The organism is Shewanella inventionis, from assembly GCF_014641855.1.
GTDB lineage: Bacteria > Pseudomonadota > Gammaproteobacteria > Enterobacterales > Shewanellaceae > Shewanella > Shewanella inventionis.
This window is the reverse complement of sequence record NZ_BMII01000017.1, coordinates 58310-76431: the sequence shown is the minus strand read 5'-3', so window position 1 is coordinate 76431 and position 18122 is coordinate 58310. Positions and strand designations below refer to the sequence as shown.

The 18122-nt window shown below is 42.1% G+C and carries 19 protein-coding genes; 6 read left to right on the top strand and 13 right to left on the bottom strand.

All coding sequences use genetic code 11. From position 1 onward, the window contains the following. The 7 genes from IEW93_RS11420 to rplU all read right to left on the bottom strand — a co-directional run bounded on the left by IEW93_RS11420 (position 1) and on the right by rplU (position 4378). A complete protein-coding gene (locus IEW93_RS11420) occupies positions 1-408 on the bottom strand; it encodes a DUF3718 domain-containing protein (RefSeq protein ID WP_188739450.1) in 408 nt (135 codons plus the stop codon). A gap of 97 nt (positions 409-505) precedes the next feature. Next, on the bottom strand, positions 506-988 hold the full coding sequence (gene folA / locus IEW93_RS11415; RefSeq protein ID WP_188739449.1) for a type 3 dihydrofolate reductase: 483 nt from the start codon (positions 986-988) through the stop codon (positions 506-508). A 189-nt stretch (positions 989-1177) separates the two neighbouring features. Beyond that, complete coding sequence (locus IEW93_RS11410) at positions 1178-1648, bottom strand: threonine/serine exporter family protein (protein WP_188739448.1); 471 nt, start codon at positions 1646-1648, stop codon at positions 1178-1180. After that, the gene (locus tag IEW93_RS11405) at positions 1648-2406 is read right to left on the bottom strand and encodes a threonine/serine exporter family protein (RefSeq protein ID WP_188739447.1); all 759 of its coding nucleotides are present in this window, start codon (positions 2404-2406) and stop codon (positions 1648-1650) included. The genes IEW93_RS11410 and IEW93_RS11405 overlap by 1 nt, the downstream gene beginning before the upstream one ends. 20 nt (positions 2407-2426) lie before the next feature. Further along, complete coding sequence (gene cgtA, locus IEW93_RS11400) at positions 2427-3593, bottom strand: Obg family GTPase CgtA (protein ID WP_188739446.1); 1167 nt, start codon at positions 3591-3593, stop codon at positions 2427-2429. A 202-nt stretch (positions 3594-3795) separates the two neighbouring features. Beyond that, the gene (rpmA, locus tag IEW93_RS11395) at positions 3796-4050 is read right to left on the bottom strand and encodes a 50S ribosomal protein L27 (protein ID WP_011621691.1); all 255 of its coding nucleotides are present in this window, start codon (positions 4048-4050) and stop codon (positions 3796-3798) included. Positions 4051-4066: 16 nt separating this feature from the next. Then, entirely contained in the window at positions 4067-4378 is a 312-nt protein-coding gene (rplU, locus tag IEW93_RS11390; RefSeq protein WP_188739445.1) for a 50S ribosomal protein L21, read from the bottom strand. Between the two features lie 449 nt (positions 4379-4827). Here rplU and ispB point away from each other — a divergent pair, with 449 nt between their 5' ends. Beyond that, positions 4828-5799, top strand: a complete 972-nt coding sequence (ispB, locus tag IEW93_RS11385; RefSeq protein WP_188739444.1) for an octaprenyl diphosphate synthase — start codon at positions 4828-4830, stop codon at positions 5797-5799. 49 nt (positions 5800-5848) lie between these two features. Here ispB and ung read toward each other — a convergent pair whose 3' ends face one another. Then, positions 5849-6511, bottom strand: coding sequence for a uracil-DNA glycosylase (gene ung / locus IEW93_RS11380; protein ID WP_188739443.1), 663 nt, complete (start codon positions 6509-6511; stop codon positions 5849-5851). Positions 6512-6798: 287 nt separating this feature from the next. Between ung and IEW93_RS11375 the strand changes: the two genes are divergently transcribed. Next, a complete protein-coding gene (locus IEW93_RS11375) occupies positions 6799-7116 on the top strand; it encodes a DUF3144 domain-containing protein (RefSeq protein ID WP_188739442.1) in 318 nt (105 codons plus the stop codon). 62 nt (positions 7117-7178) lie between these two features. Here IEW93_RS11375 and IEW93_RS11370 read toward each other — a convergent pair whose 3' ends face one another. Then, the gene (locus IEW93_RS11370) at positions 7179-7796 is read right to left on the bottom strand and encodes a LysE family translocator (protein WP_188739441.1); all 618 of its coding nucleotides are present in this window, start codon (positions 7794-7796) and stop codon (positions 7179-7181) included. Between the two features lie 98 nt (positions 7797-7894). On the opposite strand from IEW93_RS11370, the gene IEW93_RS11365 reads away from it, so the two are divergent. After that, entirely contained in the window at positions 7895-8422 is a 528-nt protein-coding gene (locus IEW93_RS11365; RefSeq protein WP_223418740.1) for a thioredoxin family protein, read from the top strand. Between the two features lie 55 nt (positions 8423-8477). Here IEW93_RS11365 and IEW93_RS11360 read toward each other — a convergent pair whose 3' ends face one another. Further along, on the bottom strand, positions 8478-11051 hold the full coding sequence (locus tag IEW93_RS11360; protein WP_188739439.1) for a TonB-dependent receptor plug domain-containing protein: 2574 nt from the start codon (positions 11049-11051) through the stop codon (positions 8478-8480). Positions 11052-11519: 468 nt separating this feature from the next. Between IEW93_RS11360 and IEW93_RS11355 the strand changes: the two genes are divergently transcribed. Then, positions 11520-13118: an AMP-binding protein gene (locus tag IEW93_RS11355; protein WP_188739438.1), complete on the top strand. Its 1599-nt coding sequence runs from the start codon at positions 11520-11522 to the stop codon at positions 13116-13118. Positions 13119-13179: 61 nt separating this feature from the next. Here IEW93_RS11355 and IEW93_RS11350 read toward each other — a convergent pair whose 3' ends face one another. Further along, positions 13180-14973 (bottom strand): ABC transporter transmembrane domain-containing protein, encoded by a 1794-nt coding sequence (locus IEW93_RS11350; RefSeq protein WP_188739492.1) that lies wholly within the window; start codon positions 14971-14973, stop codon positions 13180-13182. Between the two features lie 330 nt (positions 14974-15303). On the opposite strand from IEW93_RS11350, the gene IEW93_RS11345 reads away from it, so the two are divergent. Beyond that, positions 15304-15795 carry a prepilin-type N-terminal cleavage/methylation domain-containing protein gene (locus IEW93_RS11345; protein ID WP_188739437.1) on the top strand — a complete coding sequence of 164 codons (492 nt, stop codon included), beginning with the start codon at positions 15304-15306 and terminating at the stop codon, positions 15793-15795. Positions 15796-15943: 148 nt separating this feature from the next. Here IEW93_RS11345 and IEW93_RS11340 read toward each other — a convergent pair whose 3' ends face one another. Together IEW93_RS11340 and IEW93_RS11335 are read right to left on the bottom strand one after the other, a co-directional pair. Next, positions 15944-16105, bottom strand: coding sequence for a hypothetical protein (locus tag IEW93_RS11340; protein ID WP_188739436.1), 162 nt, complete (start codon positions 16103-16105; stop codon positions 15944-15946). Positions 16106-16250: 145 nt separating this feature from the next. Then, positions 16251-16661 (bottom strand): hypothetical protein, encoded by a 411-nt coding sequence (locus IEW93_RS11335; RefSeq protein ID WP_188739435.1) that lies wholly within the window; start codon positions 16659-16661, stop codon positions 16251-16253. 189 nt (positions 16662-16850) lie between these two features. Here IEW93_RS11335 and IEW93_RS11330 point away from each other — a divergent pair, with 189 nt between their 5' ends. Further along, the gene (locus IEW93_RS11330) at positions 16851-17996 is read left to right on the top strand and encodes a methyltransferase (protein ID WP_188739434.1); all 1146 of its coding nucleotides are present in this window, start codon (positions 16851-16853) and stop codon (positions 17994-17996) included. Positions 17997-18122: the final 126 nt, after the last annotated feature.

Below are 18122 nucleotides of genomic sequence, written 5' to 3'. Positions count from 1 at the left end.
TTACTCGTCATCATCTCCGCCAGCACCACCAATACGACCTTTAATTGCATCGGTAATAGGACCGCTGCTATGGCCGTTAGCTGAAGCCCAATCTAAGATGGTTTTACCATCTGCTTCAGGGGCTGCAAGGTCAGACGATGGCATACGTTTTGCGATAAACTCACCGACATCATTCGCATTTGAACTGTAGGCAGTACGCAATAAACTGCTGCCATCACAAGAAATGCTAGAATAAACGTTACGTAATTTGACGCGGCTTTCTTTCATCTTTTTACGTAAGCGGTTTTTGTCGTCTGACTTAACATAATCACAAATGTTTGCTACTAATTGTTCTGTATTAGCAACAGCAGGGGCTGACACAGAAGATGCTGCAATCAGGGCTGCAATAGCCACAGGCAATAGACGCATCTGACACTCCTTTATCTTTATAGTTATATAGCTATACATACTGTAGACAGTGAAGTTTACAGTTGCATATTAATTTCAGGGTATAAACGTGATTAATTTAACACTTTTTTACTAAGGTGTTAAAGCTATATTGCAATCCTTTGTCGTTTGTTGCAGTTTCTGAGTTCTCAATCTCCCACGAACCATCGTCCCAATCAGGAAATACCGTATCACCCTCAACATCTAAATCAATCAAGGTAAGATATAACACATCAGCTTTAGGTAATAATTGTTCGTAAAGTTGGCCGCCACCAATCACAACGACTTCTTCACAGTCACCCGCAGAAACTAAAGCCTGTTCGAAGCTAGTTACACAGGTTACACCATCAATAACTAACCGATCATTACGGCTAATCACTATGTTATGACGACCGGGTAAAGGACGACCTATAGACTCGTATGTTTTGCGGCCCATGACGACAGGTTTTGATAATGTCATTGCTTTGAAATGACGTAAATCTTCAGGCAAATGCCAAGGCATTTTGTTGTCTTTGCCAATCACTCTATTATTTGCCATGGCGGCAATCATCGCGATACGCATTTAAAAGTCCTTATGTTAAAACGGCCATACATCTCGTTTAGCTAGCCAGATGATGAGTTCAGATATCACTATGCTCCATCCTCAGCGCTAATTGCGCCAACCCAATATGATAATGTTATCGTGCTTGAAGTATTAACAGCGATATTTAGGTTGAACGCGCGGTGCAAACTGTGTCAAAAATTGATTACATTAAATAATTGGACGAGTGCGATAATACAATAAACTCGGTAAAGCCAAACCAACCGCAAGCGCACCTAGTATAAATACTGTCTTTAAGCCATTAAGGATAACCTGTGCAGTCAATTCCGGACTTACCTGGCTTTGAGCTGTTAACTGAATAAGCGCGATCACAGTATTAAAAGCATAAGTTCCTGGTACCATTGGAATAATAGCCGCAACGGCATACATAAGAGGCGGAGCAAGATGGCGTTTTGCAAACCTTATGGTGATGACCCCCACAAGGGCAGCAGCAACAAAAGTAGCCCATTCAATTGGCATAGAAAACTGCAATAACAAGGTTCTAAAACTATGACCTATAGCGCCAGCAATAGCACAATATAATAGATAACGTTTCGGGACATTAAACACCATCGCAAAACCCACTGCAGGGATAGCAGAAAAAAAGGCGTCGTGAAGTAAGGTGGTTAGTAAGGATAGCATTAAAAAATCCCACCCATTTGCATTGCAATGGTAATACCTATCACCGAGGCTAATGTGAGTAAAGAGGCATGTCCCCAACGAGAAATACCCACATTCATATGGCCTTTTACCATATCAGAAATCGCATTAATTAACGGAAACCCAGGCACCAACATCAGTACACTAGCAGCCATTGTTGCTTGTGGAGTTGCGGTAATCGGCCAAACATAACCAATTTGAGCAACAGCAGTAATAACAAAGGCAGTAATTGAAAAGTTCACCAAAAGATTGAAATGTCTAGATGCTAAAAATAACCTCACCATCATGCCGATAGCAGAGGCAAAAAAAGTGATCAAACAAGCAAAAGTGTCACCATCAAATAAGTGACAAAAACTAGCACAAGAAAGGCCAATCATAGGGACAACAGCAACAGCGGGATAACTCTTAGGTTTTATGTGGGCTAGACGACGTCGTACATCATTTGCACCATAAATCCCTTTTTCAGCTAGGATACAAATGCGTTGCAGTTCGCAAATAACCATCATATTAATGCCATGAGCACGAATACGACGAGTAGTTGTTATACAGCGCCCATGAACCAGACTGGTTAACACTAATGCATTAGAAGAAATAGATAACTCAATACTTGCAAGCCCAAGGGCTTTACCAAGGCGCTGACTGATTTCTTCAACAAGATCAGACTCAGCGCCATAGGCTAACAATAACTGTGCACAGCGCACTACAAGGCGAGTAATATCATTTTGACTATCTGCGTACACAATTTTCTCAAATGAGTATGTTAACGTTGGTATATGATTTCGACATCATAATCATCATCGTCGAAATCATCATCAAAGTCATCATCATAATCTTCATTGATGCCATCATCAGCACCTTTATGATAGTTATCCCACTTAAACTCCACATCGGCGTCGGCAGTGATTTCTTCTTCAACCACAGGGATACTCTTAATGTAATCAAGCATCTTAATGCTCAACTCTTCAGTACCGGTGCGATTGTAAGCAGACATAGTGTACACGTCACCTTGCCAATCTAATTCTTTAACAATAGCATCAACTTTTTCTTGTAACTCTTCTTCAAGCAGCAAATCAGTTTTATTAAAAACTAACCAACGAGGTTTGGCTGCCAATTTTGGAGAATACTTTTCAAGCTCGCCTACAATTGCACGAGCAGAATGAACAGGATCGCTACCATCGACGGGTTCAATATCGATGATGTGTAACAACATACGACAACGCTCAAGATGCTTAAGGAAACGAATACCTAGACCAGCACCTTCAGCAGCACCTTCAATAAGACCAGGAATATCGGCAATTACAAAGCTTTGACCTGGACGAGGGTTAACCACGCCTAAATTAGGTACCAAGGTAGTAAATGGGTAATCAGCCACTTTAGGTGTTGCACGAGATACCGCGCGAATAAATGTCGATTTACCCGCATTTGGCATACCTAGCAAACCCACATCAGCAAGTAACAATAACTCCAACTTTAGCGAGCGTACCTCACCTGGAGTGCCTAATGTTTTTTGGCGTGGTGCGCGATTAGTACTGCTTTTAAAACGAGTATTGCCTAAGCCGTGGAAGCCACCTTTAGCAACAAGCAGTTTTTGACCATGGGTTGTTAAATCGCCAAGTGACTCTTCGGTTTCTTGATCAATAGCACGAGTACCAACAGGCACTTGAAGAATCAAATCTGCGCCACCCTGGCCTGTACAATCACGACCACGACCATTTGATCCTCGTTCAGCCATATGGAAACGAGTAAAACGGTAATCAATCAGAGTATTGAGGTTTTCGTTAGCCTGTAGATAAACACTACCGCCATCACCACCATCTCCACCATCTGGACCACCATCTGGAACATATTTTTCGCGTCTAAAACTCACGCAACCGCTTCCGCCGTCACCTGCTTCTACGCGAATATTCGCTTCATCAACAAACTTCATACTGACTCCTGACGCCACTTATTCTGTAATTATAACCCCAAATCAATGGGATTTGCAGGAAAGCGCTGAAGATAGCATTCATCACGATATCGCCTACTGCATATAAACTAAAATCATCAAACTTCCCATGGAAATTTAATGATATAAAAAACACAAAAGCCCCACCATAGGCAGGGCTTTCGAGATCTAGCGTTGTAAAGAATTAAGCTTCGATGCTAATAAACTTACGGTTATTAGGACCTTTAACTTCAAACTTCACTTTACCGTCTGTTAATGCGAATAGAGTGTGGTCACGACCAACACCTACATTAACACCAGCGTGGAATTTAGTACCACGTTGACGAACGATAATGTTACCAGCTAGAACTGATTCACCGCCAAAGCGCTTAACACCAAGACGTTTACTTTCTGAATCGCGGCCGTTACGAGTACTACCGCCAGCTTTTTTATGTGCCATGAGTTAGACTCCTAAATTATGCGTTAATCGCAGTGATTTTAACTTCAGTGAACCACTGACGGTGGCCCATCTTCTTGTCGTGGTGCTTACGACGACGGAACTTAACGATAGTTACCTTTTCGCCGCGACCGTGGCCAACAACTTCAGCTACGACTTTACCGCCAGCAACTAAAGGAGCACCAACATGTACTGTTTCACCATCAGCGATCAATAAAACTTGATCGAATTCTACGGTTTCACCAGTAGCAACTTCTAATTTTTCTAAACGAACTGTATGACCTTCAGCAACACGGTGTTGCTTTCCGCCACTTTGAAAAACAGCGTACATAGCTATTTTACTCCAAATGACTAACACGCTAACTCGTATAATTGACGAGACTAGGTGCTAAAAAACTTTTAATGACAATGGGCGCGGATTCTACGCGAAGAATTGCCATCAGGCAAGCCCTAATTCACATTCAAATAAAAAAGAGCACATAACTGCACACTATTCATTAATAGCTAATGTGCCCTTGCTAAAAATTAGCTACCATATTAGCGCGACATAACAAGATTCACAAAAATAAATAAACACAGTGATTGAAGCGGTTTAACGCCATCTTTTTAAGCTAAGTGGATAAAAAATAGATTAAAGTAAAACAGTATCAGCATTGCGTAATACAGGTTTGATACAATACTTACTTTGAAAAATAGCGTTGATATCCTGTAAGATATGCGCTCAAATTCGATATGATAATTAAGGGTGTAAACCCTGTCGTCCAACAACCAGAGACTATTATGGATTTAAACGCCATTCGTCAACTGGCTGACACTGATATGCAAGCAGTCAATCAGCTGATATATAAACAACTTGAATCTGATGTAGCCTTGATAAACCAACTAGGTTATTACATTATCAATGGCGGCGGTAAGCGTTTACGTCCGTTATTATCAGTACTCGCCGCCAAAGCGGTTAACTACAAAGGTGAGCATCACCTTAAGCTTGCAGCCATTATCGAGTTTATTCACACAGCATCATTGTTGCATGACGACGTAGTCGACGAGTCAACCTTGCGCCGCGGTCGCGAAACAGCCAACGCACTTTTTGGTAATAGTGCCAGCGTATTGGTTGGTGACTTTTTATACACCCGTTCATTTCAAATGATGACAGAGCTAGACAGCATGAAAGTGCTTCAAGTCCTGGCACATACCACTAACATCCTTGCTGAAGGTGAAGTACTGCAGTTAATGAACTGTAACGACCCCAATACCAGCGAAGAAAATTACATGCGGGTTATTTATTGCAAAACCGCTAAATTATTCGAAGCGGCAACTCAACTAGCTGGGGTATTAGCCAACGTTAGTGCTGAACAAGAACAAGCTCTTGGTGACTATGGCAAATATTTAGGTACAGCCTTTCAGCTAACTGATGATTTACTTGACTACACAGCCAATGCTGATGAATTAGGAAAAAACATTGGTGATGACCTAGCTGAAGGCAAACCAACCTTACCGCTAATTTACGCTATGGAAAATGGCTCTATTGCCGCGAAAAAGCTGATCCGCGAAGCGATTGAGCAAAGTGATGGCACTAAAGCTATTGATGAAATTTTAGCTGCGTTACATGAGTCTGGTGCATTATTGTACACTCAAGAAAAGGCCCAAGTCGAAGCACAAAAAGCCATTGATGCATTGGCTATTTTCCCTGAAAGTGAATACAAGCAAGCATTGATATCTTTAGCCCACTTATCGGTTAACCGTAACAATTAATCCCAATGTCGGCGCATTTATCATTGTAAATGCGCCTCATCACACTACGTTAAACTTGCCAGTCAATCTGTGTGTCACCCTGCACATGGAGTATTTTATTAATCTTTGAAAAGTGCTGACAACCAAAAAATCCTCGATATGCCGACAACGGAGACGGGTGTGGCCCACTTAACACGGTATGATGCTTCGCGTTAATTAATCGGCCTTTCTGAATTGCGTGGTTTCCCCAAAGTACAAAAATAATGGGCCTATTTTGTTGGTTAAGCACATTTAACACTTCATCAGTAAATGTTTCCCACCCCGCTTTAGCGTGTGAATGAGCAGCGCCTTGCTCAACAGTTAACACGGTATTGAGTAATAATACTCCCTGCCGAGCCCAGGTAGACAAGTCACCGTGTAAAGGGATCGTAAAGCCCTCAATATCATTGCTGAGTTCTTTATAAATATTGGCTAATGACGGAGGTGGCTTAACCCCTTTTTTAACCGAAAAAGACAAGCCATGTGCCTGATTGGGGCCATGATAAGGATCCTGACCTAATATAACGACTTTAACCTTGTCTAGTGGCGTTAAATCAAATGCAGTGAACACTTCACTATCCGGTGGGTAAATCACCTTACCTTGAGCTCGCTGCAACGCAATAAACTGCTGTAGTTGTTGATAATATAATTGTGCTGCTTGCTGTTTACATAATGCTTGCCAGCTGGCGACCATAGTTTCTCTCTTCACTGTATAAAACGACTTAGTAAATATGATGCCATGACATGCGACTAAACACGAGCGATAGGCCGTTTTGCCCTCCTTGTATAAAGGGTCAGTCCGACATCAACCTTATCAAGGCAACCCGTTTTTGTTAATAAGCTGACAGCAAATCAATAATAGCGATATATCCATCCAAGCTTTAGATTGGCTACACCTCTCATTAGTTAACTTATTACCTGATATTTTATATAGAAATCGTTACACTCAAAGCAAACTTACTCATTAACAAAGTGGATCTAATGTCTGAAGAAAAAACTGAACTCACCATGTACCAAATTGCCGATCAATTTATCGCATTAGCCAATCAACTAAGCCAACAAGAAAATGATATTGGCAAAGTGGGCACAGCAATGAGATTTGCGGCGGCTCGTTATAACGCATTTGAAGCCGCAATTAAGTCAACCGACTTAGCAGCAGAAAAAGACAATGCCTTGGAATGGTTTTCTAACGAATTTAAAGCCATGCTAAATGAAAACTTAGATGACCATATAGTCAATCCACCAGTCCCCGCTCAGAAACCAGCGGATGATGGCGTACAGGTATTTAACGGGGAATAACACCCCATAATATCAAAGGCAAAAAACCATCTCATTGATGGTTTTTTGGCTTGTCGAATGCATTAAAGCAAAGAATAAATCACTCTTATCGACAATAAAATCAGCACAACACCAGACAAACGGTCAATTAATTGCGACTTTTCACGCAACTTAGGCAATACCGCAGCGTGTGATAACACAAATGCGATGATGGTATACCAAAGACCGTCAACCACTAACGGAGTCAAAACGATTAACCCCTGACCAACAGTGGTTTGAGCAGCAAGCACAAACTGGCTAAATAATGCTAAAAAAAACAATAAAATTTTAGGGTTAAATAATGAAATAGCAATGCCATCACGTGCGGCCTCCCACAAACGGCTCGGTTTTCCGGCAGCTAATTTTTGCTGCATCCCTCCTTTAGATCGCAATGACTGAATCCCTATCCACGCTAGATATAGCGCACCCACAACGGCAATTGCATTAAACATCACAGGCGAAGCTTTTAATACCGCAGCTAAACCAAGTAATGTGATTAACGCATAAACACCAATCCCAATCGAGTGTGCCCAAGCACATACCACGCCATGTAAACGGCCTCCACTCAAGGTATGTTTTACTACCATAGCTAAGCTCGGGCCTGGCGACATCGCCCCCAAACAACAAATTGCCAACAGTCCTAACCAAGCACTAAATGTCATAACACCTCTGTCTTTATTTTTAACAACCAATTAAGCGTGCGTTGCTAATGTTACCTCACTTTGCACTATCATAAATAACAGACTATATGACAATTTTAATGATGATATTACTGGCGGTATTATTTACTGCTGTTGTGGGCCTCATTTGGGCCAAAACAAAAGGTAAGGCTATCCCAACACTTGTGATTATTATGCTGGCATTCATGGGCCTTTGTTTTGCTGGGGTGATTGCATTTATCAATAAAGGCGAGGATTATCTCGCTTATCAAGCGCTACGCTGGCAACCACTGCAACCAGACAAAATTGCCCAATATGTATCTCAAGACAAAATCGTATTTGTTGACATTACGGCCGACTGGTGTGTGCCATGCCAAACCAATAAAGCCAATGTGTTGCACCGCGAGCAGGTGGTAAATCAATTAAATCAACCTAACATTATCTTAATGCAAGGTGATTGGACTCAAGCAGATACCGTAATCGAGCAATACATGGGGCTACAATCAGTAGCGGGTACGCCCTTTAATAAAGTGTATAGCTCCGTTTACCCAAACGGCATTGAACTCCCTAAGGTATTGATGATTAAAGACATAAACTATGCTCTATCACTAGCCCAGCCGCACAATTGATAAAAAATAAAAAAGACTGCCGAAGCAGTCTTTTTCAATTCAACATCACGTCTATTTAGAAGCGATAGTTTACACGGCCATAGTAGAAGCCACCGTTGTAATCAAATGGACCACTTTCGTAGTACACAGCACCTAACTCACCTAAAGTACCATCTTTTAGCTTCTCAGCTTCTTGATCGAAGATGTTGTTAGCGCCAACAGAAACAGTTAAGTTATCCATTAATGCGTAGCTCACTTCAAGGTCAACCGTTACAGCAGAACCTGCCATTTCAGAACCCCAATCAGAAGTGTCATCAGCGTGAGTTGCGTAGTACTCACCAAAATAGTTAGCACGAACAGACGTGCTAATATCATCCCAGCTTTGTCCCCATGTCAATGTGGCACGGTGAGCAGGAATACCGTCCTCTAAACGACGCACTTTGCCTGCATCGGTTGTAGCTTCGTCGTATTTATCAACGTTAGTATCAGTCCAGCCGTATGCTAGGCTAAATTTAGCATCACCAGAAAACAGGTCCATGCTGTAAGAACCAACAATATCAACACCTTGAGTTGTGGTGTCAAAGTCATTGGTATAGTAAGTAACCGCTGAAATTAACTCAGGGAACTCTACGCCAGCCGCTCTTAATGCATCATAGTCGCTTTCTTCAACCGTAATTTGGCTAGATTGCGCAATACGACCTGTTACTTCAATGTTGTAGTAATCAACGGTTAAGAATAGGTTTTCGTATTCATACACAAAACCTGCCGCATAACTGACAGACTCTTCAGGGTTTAACGTTTCGCCACCATAAAATGCGGCTAGCGGGTCTGTTGGTGGTGCAATAAAGCTTTGGATCAAATCACCGTTAACAATCGATGTTTGAGTATTTACTACGTTTTCTTGACCAACCGTTGGTGCGCGGAAACCTGTGCTGTGAGATGCACGGAAAGACAACTCATCGGTAGCCATGTACTGTGCAGTTAGCTTGTAGTTTAGCGTGTCACCAAAGGTTGAGAAGTTTTCGTAACGAAGCGCAAAACCAAGTAAGAACTCATCGGTTAAGTATGCTTCAACATCAGTATAAACCCCGATATTGTTACGCTTGTTTTTACCCGCCGACTCAGGACCAAAGCCTTTAAAACCATGCGAACCAATGTTAAAGCCTTGCTCTGCGTATGGGCCAGCAATCCAAGAAGCTTCATCGCCTTGACCAATTTCAAACGACTCTTCACGCCATTCAAAACCAGTAGCAAAGCTAATGTCTTCTAAACCACCAATAGTCACAAAACGATTCATATCAACGTTAAAGGTTGTTTCAACTTGCTCATAAGAACCTGTATCGAAATCGGTTGGTGTCGCTAAACCCAATGATGGGTTAAGTGAATTTTTTAAACCGAAGCTGGCTTTGTTGCTACCTGTACCAGCACTCACATCATACATCCACTCGCCTGACTCACCTTTAATACCTGCAAAGAAAGACATGTCTTCAATTTTACCAGTAAACTGAGGTGTATAGCCGCCCGGACGGATTTGGTTCATAGAGAAACAGTTAGGGTCGGCCACCATGGCTAAATATTCAGGTGTATCAAGCACGTTATCAACGTTTGCAGGCACATTTCCTACCCACGAACATGACGCAACACCATTCTCAGCCAAACCAACATCACCCACTAATAAGGTTTCGCCGCCATCGTTTGAATAAACGTTGCCACGATTATGTGGGTTACGATAATAGAAACCACCCGTTGCTTCGCGTGATGAAACGTTACCAAATGCGTACAATTTGGTGTTGTCGTTTAGGTCATACCCAGAGTTTACAAATACGGTGAAATCATCGTTGATTTCTGGGTTACCCCAGGTTTGAGCAGGGTCTTGAATGAACTCATTACCCGCCGCAGAAAGTGCTGCCGCATCTGGGCGCTGAACACTGCGACTGGTTGCATCTGCGGTTTTATATTGCGCACTGATGTTAACAAAACCATCATCAGACAAAGGTAAACCTATGTTACCGTCGATGGTTGTTGCCGCGCCATCACCTTCGTAATATTCACCTTGGCTAACCGTAATAGAGCCGCCATCTGAGTCATCTTTTAAAACGAAGTTCATTACACCGGCAATCGCATCCGAACCGTACTGCGCCGCAGCACCGTCACGTAGAACTTCAACCTGCTTTAAAGCAACACCAGGGATAACAGAAATATCTGGGCCTTGAGCACCATCGTTAATACCACCACCCTGGAAAGCAATAACAGATGCGCGGTGACGACGTTTGCCGTTAACCAAAATAAGAGTACTGTCTGATGGTAAACCACGTAAGTTTACAGGACGAACAAGCGTTGCAGCATCACTAATGGGTTGCGCGCGCGAGTTAAAAGACGGTACCGAAGTTACTAACATATCAATCATGTCAGTTGAACCGTTTTTCTTTAGATCATCACTGCTGATAATATCAACTGGTACTGGTGAGTCGCCAATTGAACGAGGTGCTGCACGAGAACCTACAACAGCAATTTTTTCAACATTTTCTTTCACTGCTGCTTCGTCGTCAGCAGCAAAAGCTTGAGTGCTGATTGCTGTTCCGGCAAGTGCAAATGAAATGGCTAAACTCAATGAGCTCACACCAAATTTAGATTTTTTTGATTGCATCATTATTATCTTCCCAACTACTTATTATTGTTGTGTTTGAACTGCGTTATAGGTGATTCATTCCTAAAACTAGTTTTGTTTAAAAGTGAAACAGTCCTTATTTCAATTACATTTTTATAACAACAAAAACACAATTGCTAACACTTTCTGACATTAATAAGCAGAATCTAAAGAATAAATCGCCCTAAAAAACAGTAAGTAACTGATTTAAAGTGATATATGTCACATAATGATTTTTTCTCATTATTTTATTTTTTGCTGACAAAATAACCAGAAAATATCTTTGTATACATAAATTTACACGTTTGTGACATTTCTCATTTTGTCTTTAATCCGTTTAAATCCGCTAAAAAACATGGCATTTACAACACAATCTTTGCCAATTAGGCATGACCCGTGTAGGTTAGCTAAAAGAACTAAACGTACGTTTGATTTAATCACAATAACAACCCAAAACCAGAGGGGATAAGCATGGCCTATGATGCAGATTCAACACTTGATTTACAGCAGTATTCATCCATCGTCGAACTCATCGAGAAAGCTTGTCACAAGTTTGCTGATAACATTGCATATTCATGCCTAGGAAAAGACACCAGGTTCAGTGAAATTGAACAAGACTCTCGTCATTTTGCCGCTTATCTCCAGCATTGCACCCAGTTGCAACCAGGTGACAGAATTGCATTGCAACTACCTAATATTACACAGTTTGTCATTGCCGCTTATGGTATTGTTCGCGCAGGTATGGTGTTAGTGAACACAAACCCTATGTATACCGAACGAGAATTAACTCATCAATTTAACGACTCAGGCGCAAAAGCCTTAGTGGTACTGTCTGATCTACTACCTACACTCACAAATGTCGTTAATAACACCCCCGTTGAACTGGTAATTTCAACTCATGCGATGGATCTTATCCAGCCACAACCGCAGCCAGATACACCGTTTGCCAAAGTGACATTTTTAGATGTGTTAATCGAGGGTGCAAAACATCCCTACCTGGCCGTTAAACCAACTCACGATGACTTGATAGCCCTTCAATATACCGGCGGTACAACGGGGTTATCGAAAGGAGCCATGCTCAATCATGGCAACCTTTTAGCCAATTCAGCCCAAGTTAAATCACGCATTGCAAGCACAATGAATCAAGGCCACGACATATTTGTTGCCCCATTACCGATTTATCATATCTATGCGTTTATGGTTAACTTAGTGCTGTATTTTGAGTCAGGAAGCTGCTCAGTGTTAATTCCTAATCCACGCGACATAGCAGGATTAATTAACACCATGAAACGCTACCCTTTTACTGGTTTCGCTGGTTTAAATACCTTGTTTGTCGGCTTGTGCCATCAACCAGAATTTAAAGCACTAGATTTCAGTAAAATGACCATTACCATTTCAGGCGGCACGGCTTTAACCAGCGCTGCAGCCAACCTGTGGCAACAAACTACAGGATGCATGATTTCAGAAGGATATGGTTTATCAGAAACATCCCCCGTCGTTAGTTTAAACTCACCTGGGCATCAACGACTTGGTACGATAGGAAAACCGGTTTTAGGTACAGAAGTTAAGGTACTTGATATGGACGATAACGAAGTGGCAATTGGCCAAGCTGGCGAACTGGCGGTTCGTGGTCCACAAGTCATGCAAGGCTACTGGAACAAACCTGAAGAAACTGCCAAAGTGATGACAAAAGACGGCTTCTTTAAAACGGGTGATATCGGGATCGCAAGCGAAGATGGTTATCACACCATTGTCGATCGCAAAAAAGACATGATTATTGTGTCAGGTTTTAATGTGTATCCTAACGAAGTGGAAGACGTACTATCAACACATGAGTTAGTGCTCGAATGTGCGGTGGTAGGCGTTGAAGATGAACGAACCGGCGAAGCCGTAAAAGCCGTTATCGTGTTAAAATCTCCTTCAACAGACATAGAGGCAACTAAAAAAGTCATCAATGATTATTGCCGCAGCCAACTCACCGCTTACAAGGTTCCAAGGATTATTGAGTTTACTGAGCAACTCCCCAAAAGTACCGTAGGGAAGATATTACGTAGAGAGCTGCGCAAATAACAAAAAAGTCGTGATAACAAAAAAGATGCCTCGGCATCTTTTTTGTTGCCAAACATCCCCGCTACACAGCATCGATATCCATTAAAAGCTGTAAACTTGCAAACTCCCGATACAACTCATTACTTTCCATTAACTCGCTGTGAGTGCCACTCGCCACCAACAGCCCTTTATCCATAACAAAAATCCGATCGGCATTGATAACGGTTGCAAGTCGATGAGCAATAATCACTGTAGTACGATTCGCCATTAGTGAATCAAGAGCTTGCTTTACTTTAACCTCACTGACGGCATCGAGCGCACTAGTTGCCTCATCTAGCAACAGTATTGGCCTGTCGGCTAAAATAGCTCTAGCGATAGCAATACGTTGTTTTTGGCCACCCGATAATCTCACCCCCCGCTCACCTAAATAGGTAGCGTATCCATCGGTAAATTCACGAATAAACTCATCGGCTTTTGCCGCAATACAAGCCTGTATAACTTCATCGTCGGTAGCGTCCAAACGCCCATAACGCACGTTATCAAACACATCCATTGCAAAAATCACCGACTCTTGTGGCACCAAAGCGTACTGCTGGCGTAAATCAGTTAATGATAAAGTCGAAATATCAACATCATCTAACAGTATTCGGCCTTCTTTAGGTTGATAAAACCGCATCATTAACTCAAACAAGGTACTTTTACCCGCACCACTAGGGCCAACAAGTGCGACTCGCTCACCCGGTTTTATCGTTAACGTCAGCTGCCGAATAACGTCTTGCGCATTGTCGGATGGATAAGCAAACACCACATTGTCAAAATGAAGCGCGCCTTTTACCGGTAAGGCTAGTTGATTAGGTACTGATTGCTGAGGGATATCAACAGGGGTAGTCACTAACTCCATTAAGCGCTCAGCAGCTCCAGATGCACGTTGGATTTCACTAAAAACTTCACTGATGGTCGCCACCGCCCCAGCAACCATAACGGCATAAAACATAAATGCAGATAGCTCCCCACCTGTGATATTGCCATTCATCACATCTTTAGCACCAACCCAAGTCACAAATGTAATTGCGCCGATACTTAACAACATCACAGACGAAATCAATAAAGCTCGATATGTAATTCGGCTTTTAGCCACCGCCATTACAGCTTCGACACGATCGGCAAATAATTGGCGATCTTTTTGCTCATGGGTATAAGCCTGCACGGTATGAATTTCATGCAAAGTTTCATCAATATAAGCCCCTAAATCCCCCACTCTATCCTGGCTTTTACGTGATAGGAGCCTTACTTTACGACCAAAAAAACTCACAGGCCCCAACACCAAAGGTACAGCCAATAGCACTAATGCTGTCAGTTTTACACTGGTAAACCCCATCATAACGATACCGCCCAAAACGGTTACACTCGATCTCAATGCCATTGACAAACTTGACCCAACAACACTTTGGATAAGCGTACTGTCGGCAGTAAACCGAGAGATAACTTCACCTGTTCGCTGCGTGGCAAAAAAGCCTGGCGATAACGATAATAAGTGCTCATAAACCTGCAAACGAATATCCGCACTCACTCGCTCCCCAAGCCAGGTCATTAAATAAAATCGACAAAACACCGCAGTGCCGCTGATTACGGTAATACCAAAAATAATAAGCATAATTTCATTGAGTCTTGCTGCATTGTCGGCAACAAAGCCCTCATCAACCATTAGTTTTACGCCTTGTCCGAGCGACAACCACGCTAACGAGCCAATAAACAAAAAAATAATCGCAGCAATCACTTTCATTTTATAAGGTGATAAAAACTGTATTATCCAAGGTAAAACGCGGTAGGGTAGAGAAGCACTTTTAGATGAGACTGTTGCAGTCGTAGAGTTCATCACAGTATTAACCAACAAATAAATCTAAGATAAATCGATAATAACAACAAACGTGCAGTAAGTAACCTGAGCTCTGGATAACAAACACCTCTTAAACAACCCTTTGTCTTTCTAACTGCGTTACTTGTATACAATAAGATGAGGCTTGCTATTGGCGCGTCAATTCGCCTTGATTAGAAAACAAATGACAAGCTTGAAAGTTGGCCAAGATTAAGGTTTTGATTTTGAATTTAACATCATAAACTCATCTCTTATCCAGACATCCGCTTAAGTAGATCAATGATCTTTGATTTAACAACTTAGTGGACTAATAAATAACAAAAATTACCTATGAAAAACTTACGTAATGCTATGTCTAAAGCGTCTGCAGGGTTCAGTATTATCGAACTGGTTGTGGTAATCGTGGTGTTGGCAATACTTGCCATCGCCGCAAGCAGTCGCTTTATTAATTTGCGCAATGACGCGATAGTTTCAACAATGATCGGTATGGAAAGCGCAATGCAATCTGCTGCCACACTAACCTACTCAAAAGCCGCTATCGCTGGAGTGGAAAGGCTTGAAAGCACCACGCTCAATATTGATGGTGTCGATATTGTGCTTGCCTATGGTTACCCAAACGGCACCGCCGCAGGCATAGATTTACTCATGGACCTACCGGATGGTGATTGGCAAAAACGCGCAAGTGTATTCGATGGCGCCTGGATTTACTGGCATGGCGTGATAGCAGAAGATGCAGGCGTTGCACAATGTTATTTACGTTACAGGCAAGCCACATCATCCACTGCACGGCCAGTTATCGATGTACAAACAAGCGGCTGCTAATTGCACATTGCTTAAGCATCTGGGTAACGATTATCAATGGCTTTTAATGAGCGTAAAACAAACCAAGCCCTCCAATATTAGCACTGCACGCCCGCTCTCGGTGTACAAGCATTGATGTAAAAACAAGCGGCAGCTAATTGCACATTGCTTAAGCATCTGGGTAACGATTATCAATGGCTTTTAATGAGCGTAAAAACAAACCAAGCCCACCAATATTAGTCACTGCACGCCCCGCTCTCGATGTACAAGCATTGATGTACAAGCATTGATGTAACAACAAGCGGCAGCTAATTGCACATTGCTTAAGCATCTGGGTAACGATTATCAATGGCTTTTAATGAGCGTAAAAACAAACCAAGCCCACCAATATTAGTCACTGCACGCCCGCTATCGATGTACAAGCATTGATGTACAAGCATTGATGTAAAAACAAGCGGCAGCTAATTGCACATTGCTTAAGCATCTGGGTAACGATTATCAATGGCTTTTAATGAGCGTAAAAACAAACCAAGCCCACCAATGCTGAGCACTAAAATAACAATTAAATCAAAGGCACTCATGTAAGTAAAACGAAAATTAATCGAACTTATCACCCCAAAAATCAGCGCAATAAGTGCACCAAAAGTGAGTAGCCAACCAAATGGGTTTTTAGCATTGTAAAACATCATCCCCACACCAAAAATAAAGGGGATCATCACCATTCCACTGGTTAACCCAAAGCCACCAAATTGATATAAATGACTGCCAAGTCCAAAAGAACTAGTGACCTTAATGGCATTCAGTAACATATAAAATCCGCCACACATCATGGCTAAACCAATAAAAAACTGCCCAATACCACCTGACGTTCCACCAGCACCTTTCATCACTATCCCTTGATATGTTTTATGTATTTACAATTTACTCAACCCTTTGGCCAATAGCAATCTTATACTCAATCAACCTCGCGCTATTAAACGATATCTGAGATAATGTTCAGAGCTTTTGTCATTAAAACTCGACCGATAAACGGCATCTTGCATTCATCAACATTCTTTTATTTAGGTAATAAACCCATGACTACTCAATTTGCTTGCGCAGGCATTGAACTTGAGCTTTTTCGCTACCCTACTCAGCAAGCTTCAAATTTACAAGCATGGGACGCAGCCGATGAACACCTAATTAAACATTTAGTCGATGTCCAACAGAGTGCAATTCCCACGGCAATCCTCAACGACAGTTTTGGCGCCTTGTCTTGCGCCTTGGTATCTATTGAGCCTCAGTGGCCTATTACACTGGAAACCGATGCAAAAACCAGTTTGCTTGGTTGCCAATACAACCTGCAACACAATCAATTAACCCCAGCGTCTTTACACATTATCAATAGCCGTGAAATCCTACCAAAGCACACACAATTGGTATTAATGAAACTGCCTAAAAACTTGCATTATTTTGCTCAACAACTGGCACGTTTGTCAGCTGTTTTGCCCGCGGGAACCCAAGTGCTAATTGGTGCTAAAGCAAAATCCATTAATGCAGCGTTACTCAGTATCATCGAAAAAAACTTAGGTACCGCAAGCGCCAGTTTAACCTGGAAGAAAACACGAGTAATCACTTGTGTCAGTGACGGCAAGCCACGAGAGTTAGCAAACCCCGTGAGTTGGAAAGTAGATGAGTTAGGGCTGACAATCACCAACCTTGCCAATGTGTTTGCAGCCAACAAACTCGATATTGGTGCGAGGATCATGCTCGACAACATGCCTAAAGGCGACTTTAAGCAGGTGATTGATTTAGGCTGTGGTAATGGCATTTTAGGGTTGCATGCAAAACAATGTTACCCCAATGCAAGTATTCACTTTGTCGATGACTCAGATATGGCCATTGCATCGGCGCAGCACAACTGGCAACACAATAAGTTAGACAGTGATGATGATTTACCACAAGGGGTGTTTTATTGGGACGATTGTTTAACTCACCTTCCTGCGCACATTAGCCCAGATCTTGTGCTCTGTAATCCCCCTTTTCATCAAGGCGAAGCGATTACCGATCATATTGCGTGGCAAATGTTTGTTGATGCTTACAAACGTTTAAAAACTGGCGGCATTTTGCATGTTGTAGGTAATAGACACCTGGCCTATCACGTTAAAATTAAGCGTATTTTTAATAACTGCACGACCATCGCCTCTAACGGTAAGTTTGTCATTTTACAAGCCAAGAAATAACCCATTCCAAGCATGGTATATACCCATTCAACCAGACTATTAGGTATATACCAAGCTATCTAAGATGGGCTTAACGACAATTAACCTAAGCCCCAAATAAACACTGCGCCACCTTAACCAATCTAA